At 49.3% G+C, this 18,341-nt stretch carries 21 protein-coding genes; 14 read left to right on the top strand and 7 right to left on the bottom strand.

The features are described from left to right. Positions 1 to 50: 50 nt before the first annotated feature. Complete coding sequence (locus DWZ61_RS18510; protein ID WP_118540020.1) at positions 51 to 2,099, bottom strand: glycosyl hydrolase 53 family protein; 2,049 nt, start codon at positions 2,097 to 2,099, stop codon at positions 51 to 53. 169 nt (positions 2,100 to 2,268) lie between these two features. Here DWZ61_RS18510 and DWZ61_RS19875 point away from each other — a divergent pair, with 169 nt between their 5' ends. Next, complete coding sequence (locus tag DWZ61_RS19875) at positions 2,269 to 2,412, top strand: hypothetical protein (protein WP_172594688.1); 144 nt, start codon at positions 2,269 to 2,271, stop codon at positions 2,410 to 2,412. Positions 2,413 to 2,500: 88 nt separating this feature from the next. On the opposite strand, the gene DWZ61_RS18505 is transcribed toward DWZ61_RS19875, so the two are convergent. Both DWZ61_RS18505 and DWZ61_RS18500 read right to left on the bottom strand, forming a co-directional pair. Then, positions 2,501 to 2,800, bottom strand: coding sequence for an AzlD domain-containing protein (locus DWZ61_RS18505; protein ID WP_022153690.1), 300 nt, complete (start codon positions 2,798 to 2,800; stop codon positions 2,501 to 2,503). Further along, entirely contained in the window at positions 2,793 to 3,566 is a 774-nt protein-coding gene (locus DWZ61_RS18500; protein WP_118540019.1) for an AzlC family ABC transporter permease, read from the bottom strand. Before DWZ61_RS18500 ends, DWZ61_RS18505 begins: the two co-directional genes overlap by 8 nt. 174 nt (positions 3,567 to 3,740) lie before the next feature. Between DWZ61_RS18500 and DWZ61_RS18495 the strand changes: the two genes are divergently transcribed. Beyond that, a complete protein-coding gene (locus DWZ61_RS18495; protein WP_118540018.1) occupies positions 3,741 to 4,166 on the top strand; it encodes a protease complex subunit PrcB family protein in 426 nt (141 codons plus the stop codon). A gap of 151 nt (positions 4,167 to 4,317) precedes the next feature. On the opposite strand, the gene DWZ61_RS18490 is transcribed toward DWZ61_RS18495, so the two are convergent. Further along, on the bottom strand, positions 4,318 to 5,259 hold the full coding sequence (locus DWZ61_RS18490) for a LysR family transcriptional regulator (protein ID WP_118540017.1): 942 nt from the start codon (positions 5,257 to 5,259) through the stop codon (positions 4,318 to 4,320). 101 nt (positions 5,260 to 5,360) lie between these two features. On the opposite strand from DWZ61_RS18490, the gene pyrB reads away from it, so the two are divergent. From pyrB to DWZ61_RS18475, 3 genes are read left to right on the top strand one after another with little or no spacing between them, the layout of a single operon-like run. Beyond that, positions 5,361 to 6,308 carry an aspartate carbamoyltransferase gene (gene pyrB / locus DWZ61_RS18485; protein WP_117466442.1) on the top strand — a complete coding sequence of 316 codons (948 nt, stop codon included), beginning with the start codon at positions 5,361 to 5,363 and terminating at the stop codon, positions 6,306 to 6,308. Then, positions 6,302 to 6,727 (top strand): aspartate carbamoyltransferase regulatory subunit, encoded by a 426-nt coding sequence (locus tag DWZ61_RS18480; RefSeq protein ID WP_118540016.1) that lies wholly within the window; start codon positions 6,302 to 6,304, stop codon positions 6,725 to 6,727. The genes pyrB and DWZ61_RS18480 overlap by 7 nt, the downstream gene beginning before the upstream one ends. 53 nt (positions 6,728 to 6,780) lie before the next feature. Then, on the top strand, positions 6,781 to 7,572 hold the full coding sequence (locus tag DWZ61_RS18475; protein ID WP_118505366.1) for a YoaK family protein: 792 nt from the start codon (positions 6,781 to 6,783) through the stop codon (positions 7,570 to 7,572). A gap of 286 nt (positions 7,573 to 7,858) precedes the next feature. On the opposite strand, the gene DWZ61_RS18470 is transcribed toward DWZ61_RS18475, so the two are convergent. Next, positions 7,859 to 8,485, bottom strand: a complete 627-nt coding sequence (locus DWZ61_RS18470; protein ID WP_118540015.1) for a methylated-DNA--[protein]-cysteine S-methyltransferase — start codon at positions 8,483 to 8,485, stop codon at positions 7,859 to 7,861. A gap of 118 nt (positions 8,486 to 8,603) precedes the next feature. Here DWZ61_RS18470 and DWZ61_RS18465 point away from each other — a divergent pair, with 118 nt between their 5' ends. From DWZ61_RS18465 to DWZ61_RS18450, 4 genes are all read left to right on the top strand, one after another. After that, positions 8,604 to 9,869 (top strand): dihydroorotase, encoded by a 1,266-nt coding sequence (locus tag DWZ61_RS18465; RefSeq protein WP_172594689.1) that lies wholly within the window; start codon positions 8,604 to 8,606, stop codon positions 9,867 to 9,869. Between the two features lie 67 nt (positions 9,870 to 9,936). Then, the gene (locus DWZ61_RS18460) at positions 9,937 to 10,713 is read left to right on the top strand and encodes a dihydroorotate dehydrogenase electron transfer subunit (RefSeq protein ID WP_118540014.1); all 777 of its coding nucleotides are present in this window, start codon (positions 9,937 to 9,939) and stop codon (positions 10,711 to 10,713) included. After that, positions 10,713 to 11,618 carry a dihydroorotate dehydrogenase gene (locus tag DWZ61_RS18455; RefSeq protein ID WP_022312704.1) on the top strand — a complete coding sequence of 302 codons (906 nt, stop codon included), beginning with the start codon at positions 10,713 to 10,715 and terminating at the stop codon, positions 11,616 to 11,618. The genes DWZ61_RS18460 and DWZ61_RS18455 overlap by 1 nt, the downstream gene beginning before the upstream one ends. 82 nt (positions 11,619 to 11,700) lie before the next feature. Then, complete coding sequence (locus tag DWZ61_RS18450; RefSeq protein WP_118540013.1) at positions 11,701 to 13,281, top strand: SPOCS domain-containing protein; 1,581 nt, start codon at positions 11,701 to 11,703, stop codon at positions 13,279 to 13,281. 98 nt (positions 13,282 to 13,379) lie between these two features. On the opposite strand, the gene DWZ61_RS18445 is transcribed toward DWZ61_RS18450, so the two are convergent. Further along, on the bottom strand, positions 13,380 to 13,997 hold the full coding sequence (locus DWZ61_RS18445) for a hypothetical protein (RefSeq protein WP_118540012.1): 618 nt from the start codon (positions 13,995 to 13,997) through the stop codon (positions 13,380 to 13,382). A 293-nt stretch (positions 13,998 to 14,290) separates the two neighbouring features. Between DWZ61_RS18445 and ispE the strand changes: the two genes are divergently transcribed. From ispE to DWZ61_RS18420, 5 genes are all read left to right on the top strand, one after another. Continuing rightward, on the top strand, positions 14,291 to 15,151 hold the full coding sequence (ispE, locus tag DWZ61_RS18440; RefSeq protein ID WP_117466438.1) for a 4-(cytidine 5'-diphospho)-2-C-methyl-D-erythritol kinase: 861 nt from the start codon (positions 14,291 to 14,293) through the stop codon (positions 15,149 to 15,151). Positions 15,152 to 15,166: 15 nt separating this feature from the next. Next, positions 15,167 to 15,853 (top strand): GntR family transcriptional regulator, encoded by a 687-nt coding sequence (locus tag DWZ61_RS18435; protein WP_022312700.1) that lies wholly within the window; start codon positions 15,167 to 15,169, stop codon positions 15,851 to 15,853. Between the two features lie 81 nt (positions 15,854 to 15,934). Then, positions 15,935 to 16,264: a hypothetical protein gene (locus DWZ61_RS18430; protein ID WP_145985582.1), complete on the top strand. Its 330-nt coding sequence runs from the start codon at positions 15,935 to 15,937 to the stop codon at positions 16,262 to 16,264. Positions 16,265 to 16,277: 13 nt separating this feature from the next. Continuing rightward, a complete protein-coding gene (gene murI, locus DWZ61_RS18425) occupies positions 16,278 to 17,120 on the top strand; it encodes a glutamate racemase (RefSeq protein ID WP_022312698.1) in 843 nt (280 codons plus the stop codon). Positions 17,121 to 17,134: 14 nt separating this feature from the next. Then, the gene (locus DWZ61_RS18420; RefSeq protein WP_118505358.1) at positions 17,135 to 17,560 is read left to right on the top strand and encodes a DUF1934 domain-containing protein; all 426 of its coding nucleotides are present in this window, start codon (positions 17,135 to 17,137) and stop codon (positions 17,558 to 17,560) included. Between the two features lie 111 nt (positions 17,561 to 17,671). Here DWZ61_RS18420 and DWZ61_RS18415 read toward each other — a convergent pair whose 3' ends face one another. Continuing rightward, the gene (locus DWZ61_RS18415; protein WP_117466435.1) at positions 17,672 to 18,148 is read right to left on the bottom strand and encodes a hypothetical protein; all 477 of its coding nucleotides are present in this window, start codon (positions 18,146 to 18,148) and stop codon (positions 17,672 to 17,674) included. Positions 18,149 to 18,341 lie beyond the last annotated feature (193 nt).

Below are 18,341 nucleotides of genomic sequence, written 5' to 3'. Positions count from 1 at the left end.
GTTTCTTATACCCTGCCAAGGGCTACGGGGATATTTCGCTAAATTTCTATTTAATTCCCGACCCGATGCAATGTCACATCATCCAGAGTTCCCCAGCTGTTCTTATTACATTGATATCTCACGCCAATGGTCAGGGTGCCGTCGGTGACTTTGATACCGGAGACGGTGGGATTCTGCCAGTCGGCATAGGTGGTGAGCATAAAAGGCACTGTCAGTTCCTTGCCGTCTACGACAGCATACAGCTCCATGGAAGCATCCGCTGCCAGGTCACCGCCCTGTGAGAAAGCGGACAATTCATAAGTACCGGGTTCCAGATCTGTGAAGCTCTGCTCAATGGAAAAGTCCATATCGGAGGTACCGGACCAGAAGTGGAAAGCCACCTCACCGCTGTGGGCATCGGCAGCTTTGACCTGATAGTCGGTGGGATTCGTTTCACCGGAGTATGTTACAGTCCACATAGAAGTATCAGCATCCTCAAAGCCGGGATTCTGTACATAATTGACCCGTTCTACCGTGACAATGGCAGTAACTTCCGTACCTTCATCCAGAGATCCGGCAACTGTGAACTCTCCGCCGTTTTCCGTGTCGATGGCGGCAATATCTTCAGCATCCCAGGTGACAGGAACCTGTTCTTCGGAACGATCGTTATAGATGATACTTACGGTATCCGGAAGCTTGACTTCCGCACCGATATTGCAGGACACCACTATTTCGGGGATGGTGTCTATCGCCAGAGGAGCAGTGGCTCCGTACTTCAGATATTTAAATATATTTAGGGAGGCCAGAGGATGTCCGGTGAAGTCGAACATGGCCTGATTGTCCCAGGAGCTTCCGCCGTAATACTGTCCGGCATCCTTTGGATCATAACCGCCTGCATAACTGCTGGCCCAACCGCTGCCGTATTTTTCCCAGATGGCAGAATTATCAGCATCGGCGGGACCGACCGGGATCCAGGTACCTTCCCAGTAGAAGATGCCTTCGGCACCGGCCTCGCTGGCAGCCGCACAGACATCCCGCACTTCGTTGGCCTGCCCCTGTACGCTGGCTGAATATCCTTCTGCCAGATCATCGGTTCCCTTGATACTGTTGGCAGAGCCATCGCCGTCTTCCGAAGTATAACAGTAAGCGTTTTCCGCTACATATACCTTTTTGCCATAAGTATCACGGATATGGATAATGGCATTTTTCAGATCGTCCATCGTGCCGTGCCAGTAGGGATAGAAGGAAAGACCTACAATATCATAATCGATTTCTTTTACCTGCAGACCGGTCAGCAGTGTATCCAGCTTTTTCATATCATCGATGTTGGTGTAATGTACAGCCACCAGAATATCTTTTCCGGAAGCAGTGGCAGCATCCCTGACAGCCTTACTGCCGGAGGCCAACAGTTTTCGAACGTTTGATGCATCTGTCTCTCCACACATGCCGTTGTTGATCTCGTTGCCCACCTGTACCATACCGACGTCCACACCGGCATCCAGAATCTGCGTCAGGTTTTCCAGAGTGAAGTTATAGAGAGCGTCGGATTTTTCTTCGATATCCATACCTTCCCAGGCCTTTGGAACGAACTGCTTCTTGGGATCTGCCCAGAAATCGGAATAATGGAAATCAATGCAGACCTTCATGCCATACTGCGTGGCACGTTGTCCCAGAGTGATGGCAGTCGCCACGTCATTGTTGCCGCCACCGTAACCGTTGCCGTTCTCATCATAGGGATCGTTCCAGACCCGGAGACGGATATAGTTCACACCGGCCTGCGCCAGCGTCATAAATACATCCTGCTCTTCTCCGTCAAAGTTATAATATTTCACGCCACTGTTTTCCAGAGCCAATACTGCGGATATGTCCATACCACGGTAAAAATCATCGGAAATGCCGTCCACCGGCTCCACATAAACGGTAGACTCCACCGGCCCTTCCGGCTGGGAAAAAGTGATGACATCCGTGGCATCTGCAGTAGCGGTAACTGCGGATTCTGCCACTGTATCTGCGATTTCCAGATCCTGACTGCCGCATCCGGGCAGCCAGCCCATGACCAGTCCCGCACTGAGATACAGAGTCAACAGCCGTGTACGTAATTGTTTGCTAAAATGTTGCATAAGTAATCCTCCCACAAAACATAATTGAACAACCGATTGCACATATATATTATAGCATATTATCATACATCAAAGATAAAAATGTAACAAAAAGTGCGCAATAATTTCGAGGACTATTGCGCAAAACATTTGTTTTAAATACCAGAAGCAGGGAATCGTAGATGTATTATTGGAATTGAACAAAGCATTGACCGGGCAGCGGATGGATGAGTGGATACAATTGTTCAATGTAGAAACGGTGGATGATCTGAAGATGTTGGAAACCATGACAAAGAACCCCGGAATTCGTACAGGAAATGTTAAAAAAATATGATTTGTAAAAGTTTCTGTGAAGAAGCCGGACCATAAAAATACGCCATGGGGAAGGAATCCTTCTCAATGGCGTGTTTTATTACAAGGCATTATACAAACAATTCGATCACAAACACCAGCACACAGCAGATCACGGATACCGGAAACAGTCCGGCACCGAGCCATGCGGCGATGATACCGGCAATGAGTGCCACCAGTCCGGAAATGGGGGTCTGGGTAGCATGGATGATGGCCGGGAAGGTCATGACGGCCAGCGTCACGTAAGGTACATAGTACAAAAAGGACTGAATAAACTGATTCTTGATGGGTTTACGGATCAGTGTCAGGGGTAAGACACGGATCGTATAGGAGACAGCCGCCATAACAGCAATATAAATATAATTATTCATTTACGTGGTCTCCTTTCTGTACAGATTCTCCGTTTTCCGCAGGAACGGCTTCCTCTGCATCCTGCTTCACCGGGAACAGGATTGCTGCAGCACCGGAGATGATCACGGTCAACAGGATGGTTCTCGTACCTTCTGACAGGGAAGAAATCCCGGGCAGATAGTTGCAGGCAAAGCTCAGTGCGAAGCTGATTGCTACCAGAGCTGCCACGATCTTACTTTTTCTGGCAGGCGGAATGATAATGGCCAGAAACATTCCGTATAACGCAACACTCAGGGCGCTGACAGCACGAAGAGGCAGCGCATTTCCGGCGATGATACCGCAGGCGGTTCCTCCGGCCCAGGCGGGCGCTGCCAACAGGATCGCACCGTAGGTATAGTACGGATTCAGGATACCCGGCCGGGCAATGGTAATGCCGAACAACTCATCGGTGACATCGTAAGCAATGATCAGACGGTGGAAAAAGGGCGTGCTGGGAGAAAATTTCTGGGCCAGCGCACAACTCATGAGTAGATATCTGGCATTGGCAATCAGCGTGATGATCGCCACTTCCAGATATGTGGCCTGTGCCGCAATCAGGGTAAAGGCTGCATATTCTCCGGCGGAAGCGTTATTTAACAGGCTTGCCAGAAAACCCTGCATGGGGGTAAAGCCTGCATGTCTTGCGGCAATTCCCAAAGAAAATGATACTGCGAAATATCCCAGAGCAATGGGAAAGCCGTCGCGGATACCGTCGCAGAAGACTTTCCTGCTGAATTTATCATTCATAATTATGATTCCCTCATCTTTCTGTAAGGCGTCTTTTGACGCACATCACCTATTATAACGCACATTTTCAAAGGAGAAAAGGATGAAAATTAATGAGATAGGTACAGAACAGGAGTATATTTCTGCTTTTTTCACATAAATATGCAATAAGGAAGTTTTAACGGTGGATGACGGATGAAAATCAAATGGAGACAGTGGAAAATCATAATGACCGCAGTACTGGGGGCATTGCTGCTCACAGGCTGCGGTCTGCTTTCAAAAGAGAATGTGAAACTCAGAGATCTGGATTTTACGGTACTCAGTGAAGAAAAAATTCCCGAGGAATTAAAGACAGTAATCGCTGAAAAAGGAACGGAGCCATTTCAGCTGACCTACAGTGATAATCAGAACCTCTATATCAGTATTGGTTACGGTGAGCAGAAGACCGGTGGGTACAGCATTGCTGTGGATGCCCTGTATCTGACGGACGATGCCATTCATGTCAGCACCAGCCTCTTAGGCCCGGACATCACCGGACAAAAGGAAGGCGCAGGGAAACCCTCCACGCCTTACATTGTGTTAAAAACAGAACTTCTGGATAAAACCGTGCTTTATGATTAAACGAATGGTTCTTACAGATCCATCAAAATCTCCCGGCGCCGCCAGCTGATAAAACCATACATATCATTGGTAGCAAAGATCAGGGAAGTGACGCACACCAGCGCAGCCAGCAAAGTTAACGGGTCAAAATTTTTTCCTCCTGAAATATGATTTAGTTGCCAGCAACAGACTCATTTTCAGGATCCAGGATTGGCAGATTACGCTGACAGCGTTCCCGCAGATAACTGCAGAAAGTAGCGGTAGCCCGGCTCTGACTGCGGCTTTTGTCCCACAGCATTTTTACTTCGCGGGACGGTAGAGGCACATTTAAGGTCAGCGGAACGAGACTGTCGTTTTCAAAAAAGGGAGCTGCCAGAGGCTCCGGCACGAAGCCCACTCCCAGATTGTTCTGGAGCAGAGGGATGACCAGATCGGCGGTAGCTACTTCCATGGCGGGTTCGTAGTCCAGATGCTGTTCAATAAATACCTTCCGGTAATATTCATAGCTGGCGGTGCCGTATCCCAGACCAATGATGGAATGGAGCCGGAATTCTTTCAGCGTCATGGGACGATCAGACAAGGCGGCATAGTCGGGGCCGCCGGCGGGAACCTCCCGGAAAGTCAGCAGATCTTCGCAGGCCAGAGCATCATGAAGTTCAAAAGGGGTTGTCACAACAGCCAGATCCAGCCGGCCGTTCTGCAGAGATTTCAGAATCTCCGGAGTGGTATTGTTCTGGATACGTATTTTGATCTCCGGATAGCCAGTCTGGAAATCATGGAGATTCTGTAACAGAAATAAATGCAGGGCGGTCTCGGTGACACCCAGTTCAATGGTGCCGCTGCACACGTTTTTGTCCCGGCACAGTTCGGCTTCCGCATCCAACAGATGTTGACAGGCGATGGCAACATGGGCATAGAGCCGTTTTCCCTCTTCGGTCAGCTTCAGTCCCCGGGGTTCCCGGAGAAATAAACGGCAGTCCAGCTGATCCTCCAGAATATGAATAATCCGGGTCACATTAGGCTGGCTGCTTTTTAAGACCATGGCAGCCTTGGTGATATTTTCGTATTTTGCGACATAATAGAAAATCTTGTAATATTCAAAACTAATATCCATATAAAAATGATATACCTCGCATATAAACTATATATTTTTAGTATCCGTGTGGATATAGTATAATACGCGGTTGAAAAAAAGTAAACAGAGGAGAAAAGGATATGCGACATTTGATTGATTCACTGGACCTGTCGGTAGCGGAGACGCAGGAAATCTTAGACCTGGCAGACCGGATTGCTGCCGATTCCGCTGCATATGCTCATTGTGCAGATGGAAAAATACTGGCAACCTTATTTTACGAGCCCAGCACACGTACCAGATTATCTTTTGAGACGGCTATGCTGAACCTTGGCGGCAGAACATTGGGATTTGCCGGTGCGGAACAGTGCAGTGCCACGAAAGGTGAGACGGTGGCAGATACCGCACGGGTGGTCAGCTGCTATGCAGATATCATTGCCATGCGGCATCCGAAAGAGGGAGCACCGCTCCGAGCTTCCATGTATTCCCGGATTCCGGTGATCAATGCCGGGGACGGAGGACATAACCACCCGACCCAGACCATGATCGATCTGCTGACCATAAGACAGCGCAAAGGACACTTGGATCATCTGAAGATTGGCTTTTGCGGTGACTTGAAATTCGGCAGAACCGTACACTCTCTGGTGAACAGTCTGGTGCGCTATCCGGGCAATGAATTTTATTTCATTTCTCCGGAGGAACTGAAGGTTCCGGAATATCTGATCGAGGATACTCTGAAACCGGCCAAAGCCCCTTACCATGAGGTATCCAGCCTGGAGGAGACGCTGCCAGAGCTGGATGTGCTTTACATGACCAGAGTTCAGAAAGAACGTTTTTTCAATGAGGAAGATTATATCCGGTTAAAAGATATCTACATTTTGGATCAGGAGAAACTGAATCTGGCGAAAGCGGACATGCCGGTTCTTCATCCGCTCCCAAGAGTGGACGAGATCGCACCGGAAGTGGATGCAGATCCGAGAGCAGCGTATTTTCAGCAGGTATTGAATGGTAAATTTATCCGTATGGCATTGATCTTAAGTCTGTTAGACCTTACGGATCCTGTGACGGGAAAGAAGGTGTTTTTATGTTAAACGTAGAATCCATTCAGAATGGTGTTGTGATCGATCATATTCCCGCGGGAAAGGGAATGGACATCTACAGATTGCTGGAATTGGAATCCAAGACGCAGTCTGTAGCATTGCTGCAATCGGTGAAAAGCCAGAAATACGGCTGCAAGGATCTGATCAAGATTGAGGGCGAGACGTTGCCGGAGCGGTTGGATATTCTGGGATATCTGGACAGTCAGATCACACTGATAGTGATCCGGGACGGAAAAGTTGTAAAAAAGTATCATCCGGTTCCTCCACAAAGACTGGTTAATGTGATAAAATGTAAAAATCCCCGTTGTATTACCAGTATAGAGACGAGTTGTGACCACATATTTGAACTGTCACCTTCCGGAAGATATCGTTGCCTGTACTGTAATCAGGAGATGCCTGTAGGAAGGTAATTGTATGTATCGGAGACAGAATCTGCAGGTTACTGAAAGGAATGAGAATTACTATGCAACGTAAATTACACGGACAAATGTCAGAGTCGTTTCTGATTGCTGGAATTCTGTCAATTTCTGGCGGATTACAGGATGCTTATACTTATATGTACCGTGGCAAGGTATTCGCCAATGCCCAGACCGGTAATATCGTGTTGCTGGCCCAGAATCTGGTAGACCGGAACTGGTCCGTGGCGCTTCGGTATTTTTCCCCGCTTTTGTTCTTCGCGTTGGGAGTAGCGGCAGCGGAGTGCATCCATATGCGATATCAGAAGGCTCAGAGGATCCACTGGCGGCAGCTGGTGCTTGCTATAGAGATTCTGTTGCTGTTTGCCGTGGGATTTTTCCCGAATGAGATGGATCTGCTGGCCAATGCCATGGTATCTTTCGCCTGCGCCATGCAGGTACAGGCTTTCCGCAAGGTGAACGGTTATGCTTTTGCCAGTACCATGTGTATCGGTAATCTGCGCAGCGGCATGGAATCCCTGTGTGCCTATGGGAAGACGAAGGACAAAAAAATCTTACGGAAATCCGGCAATTATTTTGGAATCATTTTCCTGTTTGCCGTTGGTGCGGCGCTGGGCGGACATATGATCGGCTACATAGGGGCGAGGACCATCTGGATCTCCTGCATCATATTACTGATCAGCTTCCTGTGTATGTTCATTAAAGAAGAAAAGAAGGAACATCCCGAGATCGTACAGGAGGAACGGGAGATTCGTGAAAATCTGCAAAACATCCGCAAAGAAGCAAAAGATGTGGAACATATTCTGGAGGATGATATCCGTTCCCAGATTGAGAAGTAAAAGTAAAAAAACTGCAATGAAAAATATTACAGTGCTTTTACATCGTCCCGTAAAGCACCGGTCATCTCCTGGACAAAAGTAGTCTGGGAGGAAATCTCTTCCGCTACGACGGCGAATCCGCGGCTATGTTCTCAGGCACGGGTCGTCTCGATGGAAGCATTCAGGGACAGAAGATTGGTTTTTCACACCGCAGTATGGCCTTGCTGACATGGTAAAAAATCGGCCAGAACCGATGAAATTTGCCGGCTTCCGGTATCATGGACGAAAGGCTGCGATGAAAAAAGTTTCACAGCGATATACCGAATTTCTGCAGGTCTACTTTATTGCCGGTGACCTCAATGCCGTCGGCCCGGAGTCGGTTGGCCTGTTCGTCGGAACCGCCGAAGGCAAAGGCACCGGAGAGTTCCCCTTTGGAATTGACCACGCGGTAGCAGGGGATATGGTCGGGATCCGGGTTCTTGTGCAGGGCATTGCCCACGGCCCGGGCCATCTTCGGTTCTCCGGCCATGGCGGCAACCTGACCGTAGGTGGCGACGCAGCCTTTCGGAATCTTTTTGACGGCTTCATAGATCCGCTTCGTAGGACTGTCGGTGACGAGATCATAGCTTTCTGCGATCATGCGCCGGATGTCCTCATCGGGGATCGAACCATCTAAAATAATGGTGTTCCAGTGATCTTTATTCTGATGATATGCGGGAATGACGGAAGAAAAGGTACTGCGCCAGAAGTCCCGCCAGGCAGGATCGGTCTTCACATTCAGATGCAGACAGCCATCCTTTTCATAAGTCCATAGAAAAGCTTTTTTACTGCCCTTCACACGTACCAGCTGCCAGTTGGGATCGTGGAAGGGCATTTCCATATAAGTATTTGGAAAAGACAATCCGTAGTTCAGCGCTTCCTCTCTTGTTTTCATGTCGTCAGACCTCCTTTTTTCTATTATAACACTCTTTTCTTTTCTATGAAAACATGATAAACTTTTCCGAGAAACAGGTCACGAAGGCGGGTGGTAAAAGCCCGGGAATGGAGACAATATGATACTGATACATGATGGCTACATGATCGATCCCAAGTCGGGCAGAGAGGGCAATTATGATATCCTGATCGACGGTGACAAGATTGTAAAGATTGCGGAAAAGATAGAACCGAGGGGCAAAGTGACCCGGATCAATGCGGAAGGGTTATTGGTGGCTCCCGGGCTGGTGGATGTGCATGTGCATTTCCGGGATCCCGGCTTTACGGCAAAGGAAGATATCAACACCGGTGCTGCGGCAGCAGCAAAAGGCGGCGTGACCACAGTGGTACTGATGGCGAACACGAAGCCTGCGGTGGACAGTGAGGAGACGCTGCATTATATCCTGGATAAGGGAGCGAAGACAGGCATTCATGTGACCACCTGCGCCAATGTGACCATGGGGATGCAGGGAAAACAGCTGACGGATATGAAGAAGCTGGCAGTGGCAGGTGCCGTGGGATTCACGGATGACGGAGTGCCCCTGCTGGATGCGGAACTGGTGCGCCGTGCCATGGAGATCTCCGCAGAGCTGGACATGCCCATCAGCTTCCATGAAGAAGATCCGAAATATATCGAGAACAACGGTGTGAACCGGGGAAAGGCCAGCGAGTATTACGGTATCGGCGGTTCTGCCAGAGAGGCGGAGATCGCGCTGGTGGAGCGGGACCTGAAGCTGGCAGAGGAGACAGGCGCCTGCATCGATATCCAGCATATCAGCAGCAAGGAAGCGGTGGAGCTGGTGCGTCAGGCCAAAAAGCGCTACTCCAATATCCACGCGGAAGCCACTCCTCATCATTTTACCCTGACTGAGGATGCCGTGATCAAGTACGGTACACTGGCGAAGATGAATCCGCCCCTGCGGGAGGAAGCGGACCGTCAGGCGGTGATCCGGGGACTGGTGGACGGCACCATCGATATGATCGCTACGGATCATGCACCCCATACTGCGGAGGAAAAAGCAAAGCCGATCACAGAGGCACCCAGCGGTATTACCGGGTTGGAGACGTCTCTGGCGCTGGGCATTACGGAACTGGTGGACAGAGGATATCTGACCATGAAGCAGCTGTTACGTCTGATGAGTACCAATCCGGCGGCTATGTACCATCTGGATGCCGGATATCTGGCCGAGGACGGCCCGGCGGATGTGATTCTGATCGATACCGCAGCGGAGTTCACTCCGGAGAAATATGCGTCCAAGGCCACGAATACACCGTTTACCGGATGGAATCTGAAGGGTGAAGTGAGGAAGACCATCTGCGGAGGCAGAATCGTATACGAAGCGTAGAGCCCATGGTAGAGAGCACTTATAAGAGCGCTATAGCGTTATAAATAGAAGAGAAAAGGACAATAACATGAAAAAGAAAATCACAGCAACTGTGCTTTCCCAGAAGGAGATCGCACCCAGAATTTTTGACATGTGGATCGCTACAGATCTGGCTGAACAGGCAAAAGCCGGTCAGTTCATCGGCGTATACCCCAAGGACCGGAGCACCTTGCTGCCCCGTCCTATCAGCATCTGTCAGGTAAGCGACAAAAAGGATGCCCTGCGCATTGTGTACCGGATTGCCGGACAGGGCACCGCGGAATTTTCTTCTTATACAGAAGGAGACAGTGTGGAGATTCTGGGAACCTTAGGCAACGGCTTCCCCACAGAGGCAGCGGAAGGTAAAAAAGTATTCCTTATGGGCGGAGGTATCGGTATCCCTCCCATGCTGGAGCTGGCAAGAGAGCTTCCGGCTTCCGCAGAAAAGCAGATCATCGTGGGCTACCGTGATAACCAGCTGTTCTTAAAAGAGGATCTGGAAGAGAACGGAACCGTATATATTGCCACCGAGGATGGCAGTGTTGGCACGAAGGGCAATGTCATGAATGCCATCGAAGAAAATGCATTGCAGGCAGATGTGATCTTCGCATGCGGACCGATGCCCATGCTCCGTGCGATCAAAAAATATGCGGAAGAAAAGGGAATCAAGGCCTATATCTCTCTGGAAGAGCATATGGCCTGTGGCGTGGGTGCCTGCCTGGGCTGCGTGGTAAAGACCAAAGAAGTGGATCATCATTCTCATGTGCATAATGCGAGAATCTGCACCGATGGCCCCGTATTTGATGCTGAGGAGGTAGAGATCTGATGAATACACAGACAACGATTGCAGGAGTAACTTTCAAAAACCCCGTAATGACAGCATCCGGAACCTTTGGCTCCGGCATGGAATATGAAGAATTCGTAGATCTGAACCGCCTGGGTGCGGTGGTGACCAAGGGTGTAGCCAATGTGCCCTGGCCCGGCAACCCGACCCCTCGTGTGGCAGAAGTATATGGCGGTATGCTCAATGCCATCGGTTTGCAGAACCCCGGCATTGACGTATTCATGGAGAGAGATATTCCTTTCCTGAAAAAATATGATACGAAGATCATTGTGAACGTCTGCGGTAAGACCGTGGAGGATTACGTGGATGTGGTAGAGCGACTGGGAGACGAACCGGCAGTCAGCATGCTGGAGATCAATGTATCCTGTCCCAATGTCAAGGAAGGAGCCATTGCGTTCGGACAGAAAGCAGATGCTCTGTACAATATTACTTCCGAACTGAAAAATCATGCAAAACAGCCCATTATCATGAAGCTGAGCCCTAACGTAACGGACATTACGGAGATGGCAAAGGCAGCGGAGGCAGCAGGCGCAGATGCCCTGTCCCTGATCAATACCATCACCGGTATGAAGATCGACATTCACCGCAGAAAATTCGCCATTGCCAACAAGACCGGCGGCATGAGCGGCCCTGCCATCAAACCCATCGCTGTCCGTATGGTCTATCAGGTGGCACAGGCGGTACAGATCCCCATTATCGGTATGGGAGGTATTGCCACGGCGGAGGATGCCATCGAATTTATCCTGGCAGGTGCCAGCGCTGTCAGCGTCGGAGCCATGAATTTTGTGGATCCCTATACTACCGTGAAAGTAGTGGAGGGCATCGAGGATTACATGCGTACCTACCATGTGGAGAATCTGACCGATCTGATCGGTGCAGTGCAGTAAGATACAGAGAACAGAATACGGTATAAGTACACAGAGACCTTCATATATATAGATATATCTGTATATATGGAGGTCTTTTATTGTGGAGCTGATCAAGAAAAATATACATATGGACCGGGTAAAACGATCCACTGTCATACAGTTTACCATGGAGGAGGATCTGAATCTTCCAGAGGATAAACCGGACATCAGTACCCTGAACCTGGAAAAGGGAGAAGTTGTCATCGAGGAGATCCGGCCCGGTACGGATGAGGTGACAGTACGGGGAAAACTGGGCTATGCCATTCTGTATCATACGCAGGAGACAGGGAGCAATCTGGTGCTTTTAAGCGGTGCACTGCCCTTTGAAGAAAAAATTCATATGGAGGGAACGTTGCCGTCAGATACTGTAGCGGTGAATGGAACCGTAGAAGATTTCACGGTAAATATGATCAATTCCCGGAAGCTGAATCTGCAGGCATTGCTGCTTCTCACGGCCCGGATCGAAGAGATTTACGATGAAGAACTGCCCGTGGGAATCCAGGGAGGCAGTGCCGGAGAAGGTGTGGAATACCGGATCTCGCCCATGGAGGTGACGGAGCTTTCCATCTGCAAGAACGATATTTTTCGCAAAAAAGAGGAGATTCCGCTGCCCTCCAGCTATCCGAATATTTACCAGATCCTCTGGAGTAATGTGTCACTGCGGGATGTGGAATTCAAGCCACAGGAAGAGAAACTGGCAGTGCAGGGAGATATTCAGGTCTTCGTTCTCTATGAGGCAGAGGGGGAGGAGCGGTCTATTCGTTCCTATGAGACGACAATTCCGCTGAATGGCACTCTGGAATGTCAGGGATGTCGGGAGGAATTGCTGCCGGACATCCGGTATTCACTGGTAAGACAGGAACACGGACAGCCAGAGCTGACGATCCAGCCGGATCTGGACGGGGAAGAGAGAATCCTGGGGCTGGAATGTGCTCTGGAACTGAATATCCGTCTCTATGAGGAAGAGCAGATCGATATTTTAAGAGATATTTACGGCGTGACAAAAGAAGTGATCCCGGACACCAGAGATGCCAGCCTGCGTCAGTTGCTGGCCAGAATCACAGGCAAGACAAAAGTGACGGATCACAGAAAGACCGATATCGGCTCAGCAATACTGCAGGTGTTGCACAGTGAGGGAATCGTAACGATCGATCATCAGGAGACCACAGAGGAAGGAATCCGCCTGCAGGGCAGCATTGATCTTACAGTGTTGTGCATTACGGAAAATGATGAGACTCCTTATGTGAGTACCAGAGAGCAGATTCCGTATGAATATACCCTGAATGTGCAGGGAGTGACGGGAACGGATCAGGCAGAGGTACACAGTGAACTGGAGCAGCTGCAGGTGAATCTGCTGGAGGGAGAGGAACTGGATGTAAAGGCTGTTCTTTCCTTTTCCACGACCGTGATGAAGAATATTCCGCTGGAAGCCATCGAAGGGGTGGAAGAGCAGGAAATCGACAGTAATGTGCTGGCCGGACTGCCCAGTGCGGTGATCTATATTGCGGCACCGGGGGATGACCTGTGGAGCATCGGCAGGAAATATCATATGCCGGTGAAGACTGTAAGAGAATTAAACGCGCTGGAAAGCGATGAATTACGCCCGGGGCAGAAGGTGCTGTTGGTAAAAGGTCTGGCCTGATACAGTTCGGAAAAGAAAAACCATGTTGTACATGGATGCGTTCTGTGGCATCGGTACAACATGGTTTTTCTATAGGAAAGTCTGTCGAGAATACGACATTATTCTTCTGTGGTCAGTCCGGCATCTGCTGCCAGCTTGTCGAATTTCTCCATAACAGCATCATAAGTCTTCTGGGAGATCTCGGGAAGAGAACCGCCCCAGGTCTTCTCAGCCTGTGCGTAGCCCTTCTTGAATGCCTCGCGCATGGACTCGATCTTGTCCGGGTCACCGCCGGTCAGAGCATTGGCAAACTGAATGATACGGTCGGAAGTCTGGTTCACACCCCAGTAACCGTCCTCGGCGATATCTGCCTGCGCCTGTGCCTTGGTAGCAGGATCTACGGTGAAATTACCGGAACGTAAAAAGGACCAGATGTCATTGGCATTGCCGTAGGTGTTAGCCTGCTTGCCCATCATCTGTTCTACCAGAGAACGAAGCTGACTGGCACGGTTTTCCGCATCTGCCTTTAATCTGTTGACCAGATTGGTATCCGGTGTATAGGTTTTCTTCGTGGAAGAAGTCTTGGCAGCGGTGCTGTGCTCATAGATGACACCGGTATCTTCCGCGGTAGTTGTAGTTTTTGCTTCCTCTGCGGAAGTTTTCTCTTTTGCTGCACTTGTGCTGTTATAGCTGTAGGCTGCAGCGGCCTGGGTTGATGTAACTCCGTTTACGCTCATAGTTTCCTCTTTTCCGGTACGGTTCTGCTGTCCGTACCTGTTGTCATCCTTGACTATACATGTTTTAACCTTCTGAGGGTTTTTGGTTTCACCTGTTATATCGTCCCCGGACAGTGGATACTTTAGAGGATTTAGAGAAAAACAGGGGAAAAATCTATGGAAAAATCTATGGAAAGAACCGCACTCCATTGACAAAATACGCAGGATTGTATAAAATTGAGTACAATTATTGTATACACGCTATTCAGAGGCATGTAGTTTTGGAATAGCGCCCTAACGTATTGGAGACAAAAATGAACGAATATCGGATAAAAGCGTATGCCAAGATCAATCTGGGGCTGGATGTGGTCAGAAGACTGGAGAATGGTTACCATGAAGTGAAGATGGTCATGCAGACTGTAGGAATCTATGATGTGCTGGACTTTGAGAGAACAGACGGTGGGATCGTGATAACCACAGATTCCGGTGAACTGCCTACGGATGAGAATAATCTGATCTACAAAGCGGCAAAACTGATGATGGAGACTTATCCTATCAGTGGAGGCGTGAAGATCCATCTGGAGAAGCATATTCCCATAGCAGCGGGCATGGCCGGCGGCAGTACGGATGCAGCAGCTACCTTAAAAGGAATGAACCGTCTGTTTGATCTTGGGTGCACACTGAAGGATCTGATGGAACTGGGGGTGAAGATCGGTGCGGATGTTCCCTATTGCGTCATGGGCGGAACGGCGCTGGCTGAGGGAATCGGCGAGAAACTGACACCGCTTGCTCCGGCACCGGACTGCTATGTACTGGTGGCAAAGCCCGATATCAATGTTTCCACCAAATACGTGTACGAACATCTGGATGCTCAGGAGATCGTGAAACATCCTGATATTGACGGTATGGTGGAAGCCATCGCTGAGGAAAGCTTACAGGGAATCCTGGACCGGATGGAAAATGTGCTGGAGACGGTAACCGTCAGTGCATATCCTATAATCCAGACGATCAAGGACCGTATGAAGGAACTGGGAGCCATCAACAGTCTGATGAGCGGAAGCGGTCCCACGGTATTCGGTATTTTTGTAGAGAAGGACATGGCCCGCAGGGCATATGATAAATTAGAGGAGGAACAGCTGGCAAAGCAGATTTTCCTGACGGAATTTTGTGAGTAATGCCAGAGTAGAGGTATGCAGGATAATTTACAGGTGACAATGGATGAATTTCTGCCACTCAGAGATGTGGTGTTCAATACTTTGCGTCAGGCCATTCTGACGGGGGAACTGAAGCCGGGAGAACGACTGATGGAAATCCATCTTGCCAACAAGCTGGGAGTCAGTCGTACGCCGATCCGGGAAGCCATCCGTAAGCTGGAACTGGAGGGACTGGTGACCATGATCCCCAGAAGAGGAGCAGAAGTGGCTCAGATCACGGAGAAGAGCATGAACGATGTGCTGGAGGTCCGCAGGGCCATGGATGCGCTCTGCGTGGAGCTGGCGTGTGACCGGATCACTCCGGAGGAATTACAGGATCTGAAAAAGGCCTGCGATACCTTTGAAGCGGCGGTGAAGACCGATGACATTAAACAGATCGCACAGGCGGATGTGGCATTGCATGACATCATTGTACAGGCCACGGGGAACCAGCGCCTGATCCAGCTGGTCAACAACCTGTCCGAGCAGATGTACCGTTATCGTTTTGAGTATATCAAGGATTTCAGCCAGCATGAGCGCCTGGTGGAGGAACACAAGGTCATCTATGAGAGCATCGTGAAAAAGGATAAGGAAACGGCATCCAATATGGCCAAGGTGCATATAGATAATCAGAAAAAGGCGATCATCCGCCAGATCCGTCTGGAACGGGAGAAAAATAAATAGATTTCAAAAGTATAATCTGTCCGGAAAGCGGTAATGATTTCCATAGAACCGAAACGGTAATTTATGGAAAGAGGAATGCTGATGGATAGATTATATGTTTGTTATGAAAAATATCGCAGGATGATTGCAGAAAAGAAAATATTACACCGGCTGGTGCAGGGAGTCCGGATACTGACTGTGGCACTGGCCTGTTACGGCTGGTGGGGCGTGATCTACCCGGAGCTTACGATGCTGCCGTCCACCTATGAGATCGTATACGAGGAGACGGAAGCCACGGAGGCAGAGACTGTACAGACCGGTCCGGAAGTGGTAGAATGGAATTCCGACAGCCAGATCTATTGGAAGATTCTGGAGGCGGATCCGGAGCAGATCCGGTTCAAGAGCAGACTGCTTACGATGTTAAAAAAATAAAAGGAGAAATCCCATGTATCAGGAGAATGTTACTGCGCTGAAAAAGGATGCCCCCATCGGGGTATTCGATTCCGGTATCGGCGGACTGACCGTTGCCCGGGAGATCATGCGGCAGATTCCCAATGAGAAGATCATATATTTCGGAGATACGGCAAGAATGCCCTACGGCAGTAAGTCCAAGGAGACGGTGACTCGCTTTTCAAAGCAGATCGTGCGGTTTCTGGAGACTTTTCAGGTGAAGACTATTGTGGTGGCCTGTAATACGGCGAGTGCCTATGCACTGGATGAACTGGAAAAAGAGATCGATGTTCCGATCATCGGTGTAATCAAGCCGGGAGCCAGAACCGCGGCGGAGGTGACACGTAACGGCCGCATCGGCGTGATTGCCACCGAAGCTACCATCGGCAGCCAGATGTACAACAAATACATACAGGAACTGAATAAAGATGTTACGATCTACGGCAAGGCCTGCCCGCTGTTCGTACCTTTAGTGGAAGAAGGCCTGTGGGAAGATCCCGTGACCGATGAGATCGCAAAGCGTTATCTGTCAGAGTTGATTGATATTGACATCGATACCCTGATTCTGGGGTGTACCCATTATCCGCTGATCCGTTCCACAGTGGGACGTGTCATGGGAGATCAGGTGACGCTGGTGAATCCGGCATACGAGACAGCCAGAGAACTGAAGGGACTGTTACAGCATTATCATATTCTCAATGATGAGGAGCCGCATCTGGGAGAGAACAAGTACCAGTTCTATGTCAGCGATGGGGCGGAGAAGTTCAAGCACTTTGCCAATTCCATTATTAAATACGGAATCCTGTCGGCCAAGACCATTAAGATCGATGAGTATTAGAGGATGAAGAGAAAATGAATCGAGAGGTAGAACTTGTACTGTCCGGTCTGCATGCTTCCGGACAGGAGCAGGAAAGCGAAGCGGTGGAGACCGTGCAGCCGGCACAATATTTTAAGAGAAACGACAGTCATTATCTGCTCTATGAGGAGAAAATGGATAAAGACCAAGCTCCCTGCAGGAGCCGGATCAAATTCCGGGATCATCTGTTGGAATTGACCAGACAGGGGACAGCTGAGATGCATATGATCTTCGAGGAAAATAAGAGACATATGATCCCGTATAACACACCCTACGGGCAATTGATGCTGGGGATCGAAACCGGCAGGGTACTGGTAGAGGAACAGGAGGATCAGATTCACGTGACGGTGGAATACACGCTGGATCATGAGGGAGAACCCCTGAGCGAAAGCTGCCTGAAGATCCATATTCGGGAAAAATAGAAGAAAGATAAACATAAAAAATAGCAGATGCTCTTATGAATGCAAGCATTCAACGAACATCTGCTATTTTTATGTGCGTCAGACGACACACAATGGGGTCTGAATAGTTATTTACTTTACAGGCTTTGCTCCGGCCTTTTCCTGTGCCGTAGCTACAAGACGCTTGAAGAAGCCTTTTTTCTTCTCGGGAGCAGCTTCGGTCTTGCCGTGCAGTCCCTTGACATCCAGTACATAGATACCGCTGACAACGGCTTTTACTTCCTTTTTCACAGGAACACTGTCGAAGATCTTCTCGTCACAGATCAGGGATACGATCTGAGGACCAACCTTTGCCTTGATGATGGGGAGTTTGGAACCGCGCATCATCTTCGGGGTCTGGTCAATGACCATCTGTGGAAGACCGGCATCTTTTAGCTTCATGCGTTTCTTATCGATGATCAGCATGGATACGGTCTGTTTGTTGGCATCCAGCAGTTCCTGCTGTTCTGCCTGTTTCTTCTGTGCTTTCTTACCTAAGAAATATAATACTGCAATGATAATCGCAAGTACTATTACAATAACTAATAATGTGATTGCCACCGGACTCATTTTACAGTCCCTCCTTCAGTTAATCGGAACAAATTCCTAAAAAACATTGTAACATAGATGTGATGAAATACGCAACCATACATTTATGATTTCTATCTTGTTTCCGGTTCTTGTAAGGAAGACTGTCACCATGTGGCAGTCTCAGACTGTAGACAAAGCTCCTTCCTGTGAGGGAGCTTTTCTTGTGTCATGA

The sequence above is a fragment of the Clostridium sp. AF34-10BH genome, from assembly GCF_003478095.1.
GTDB lineage: Bacteria > Bacillota > Clostridia > Lachnospirales > Lachnospiraceae > Acetatifactor > Acetatifactor acetigignens.
Note: the sequence above shows the minus strand (reverse complement) of the source record. Positions and strands in the feature narration are given on the sequence as shown.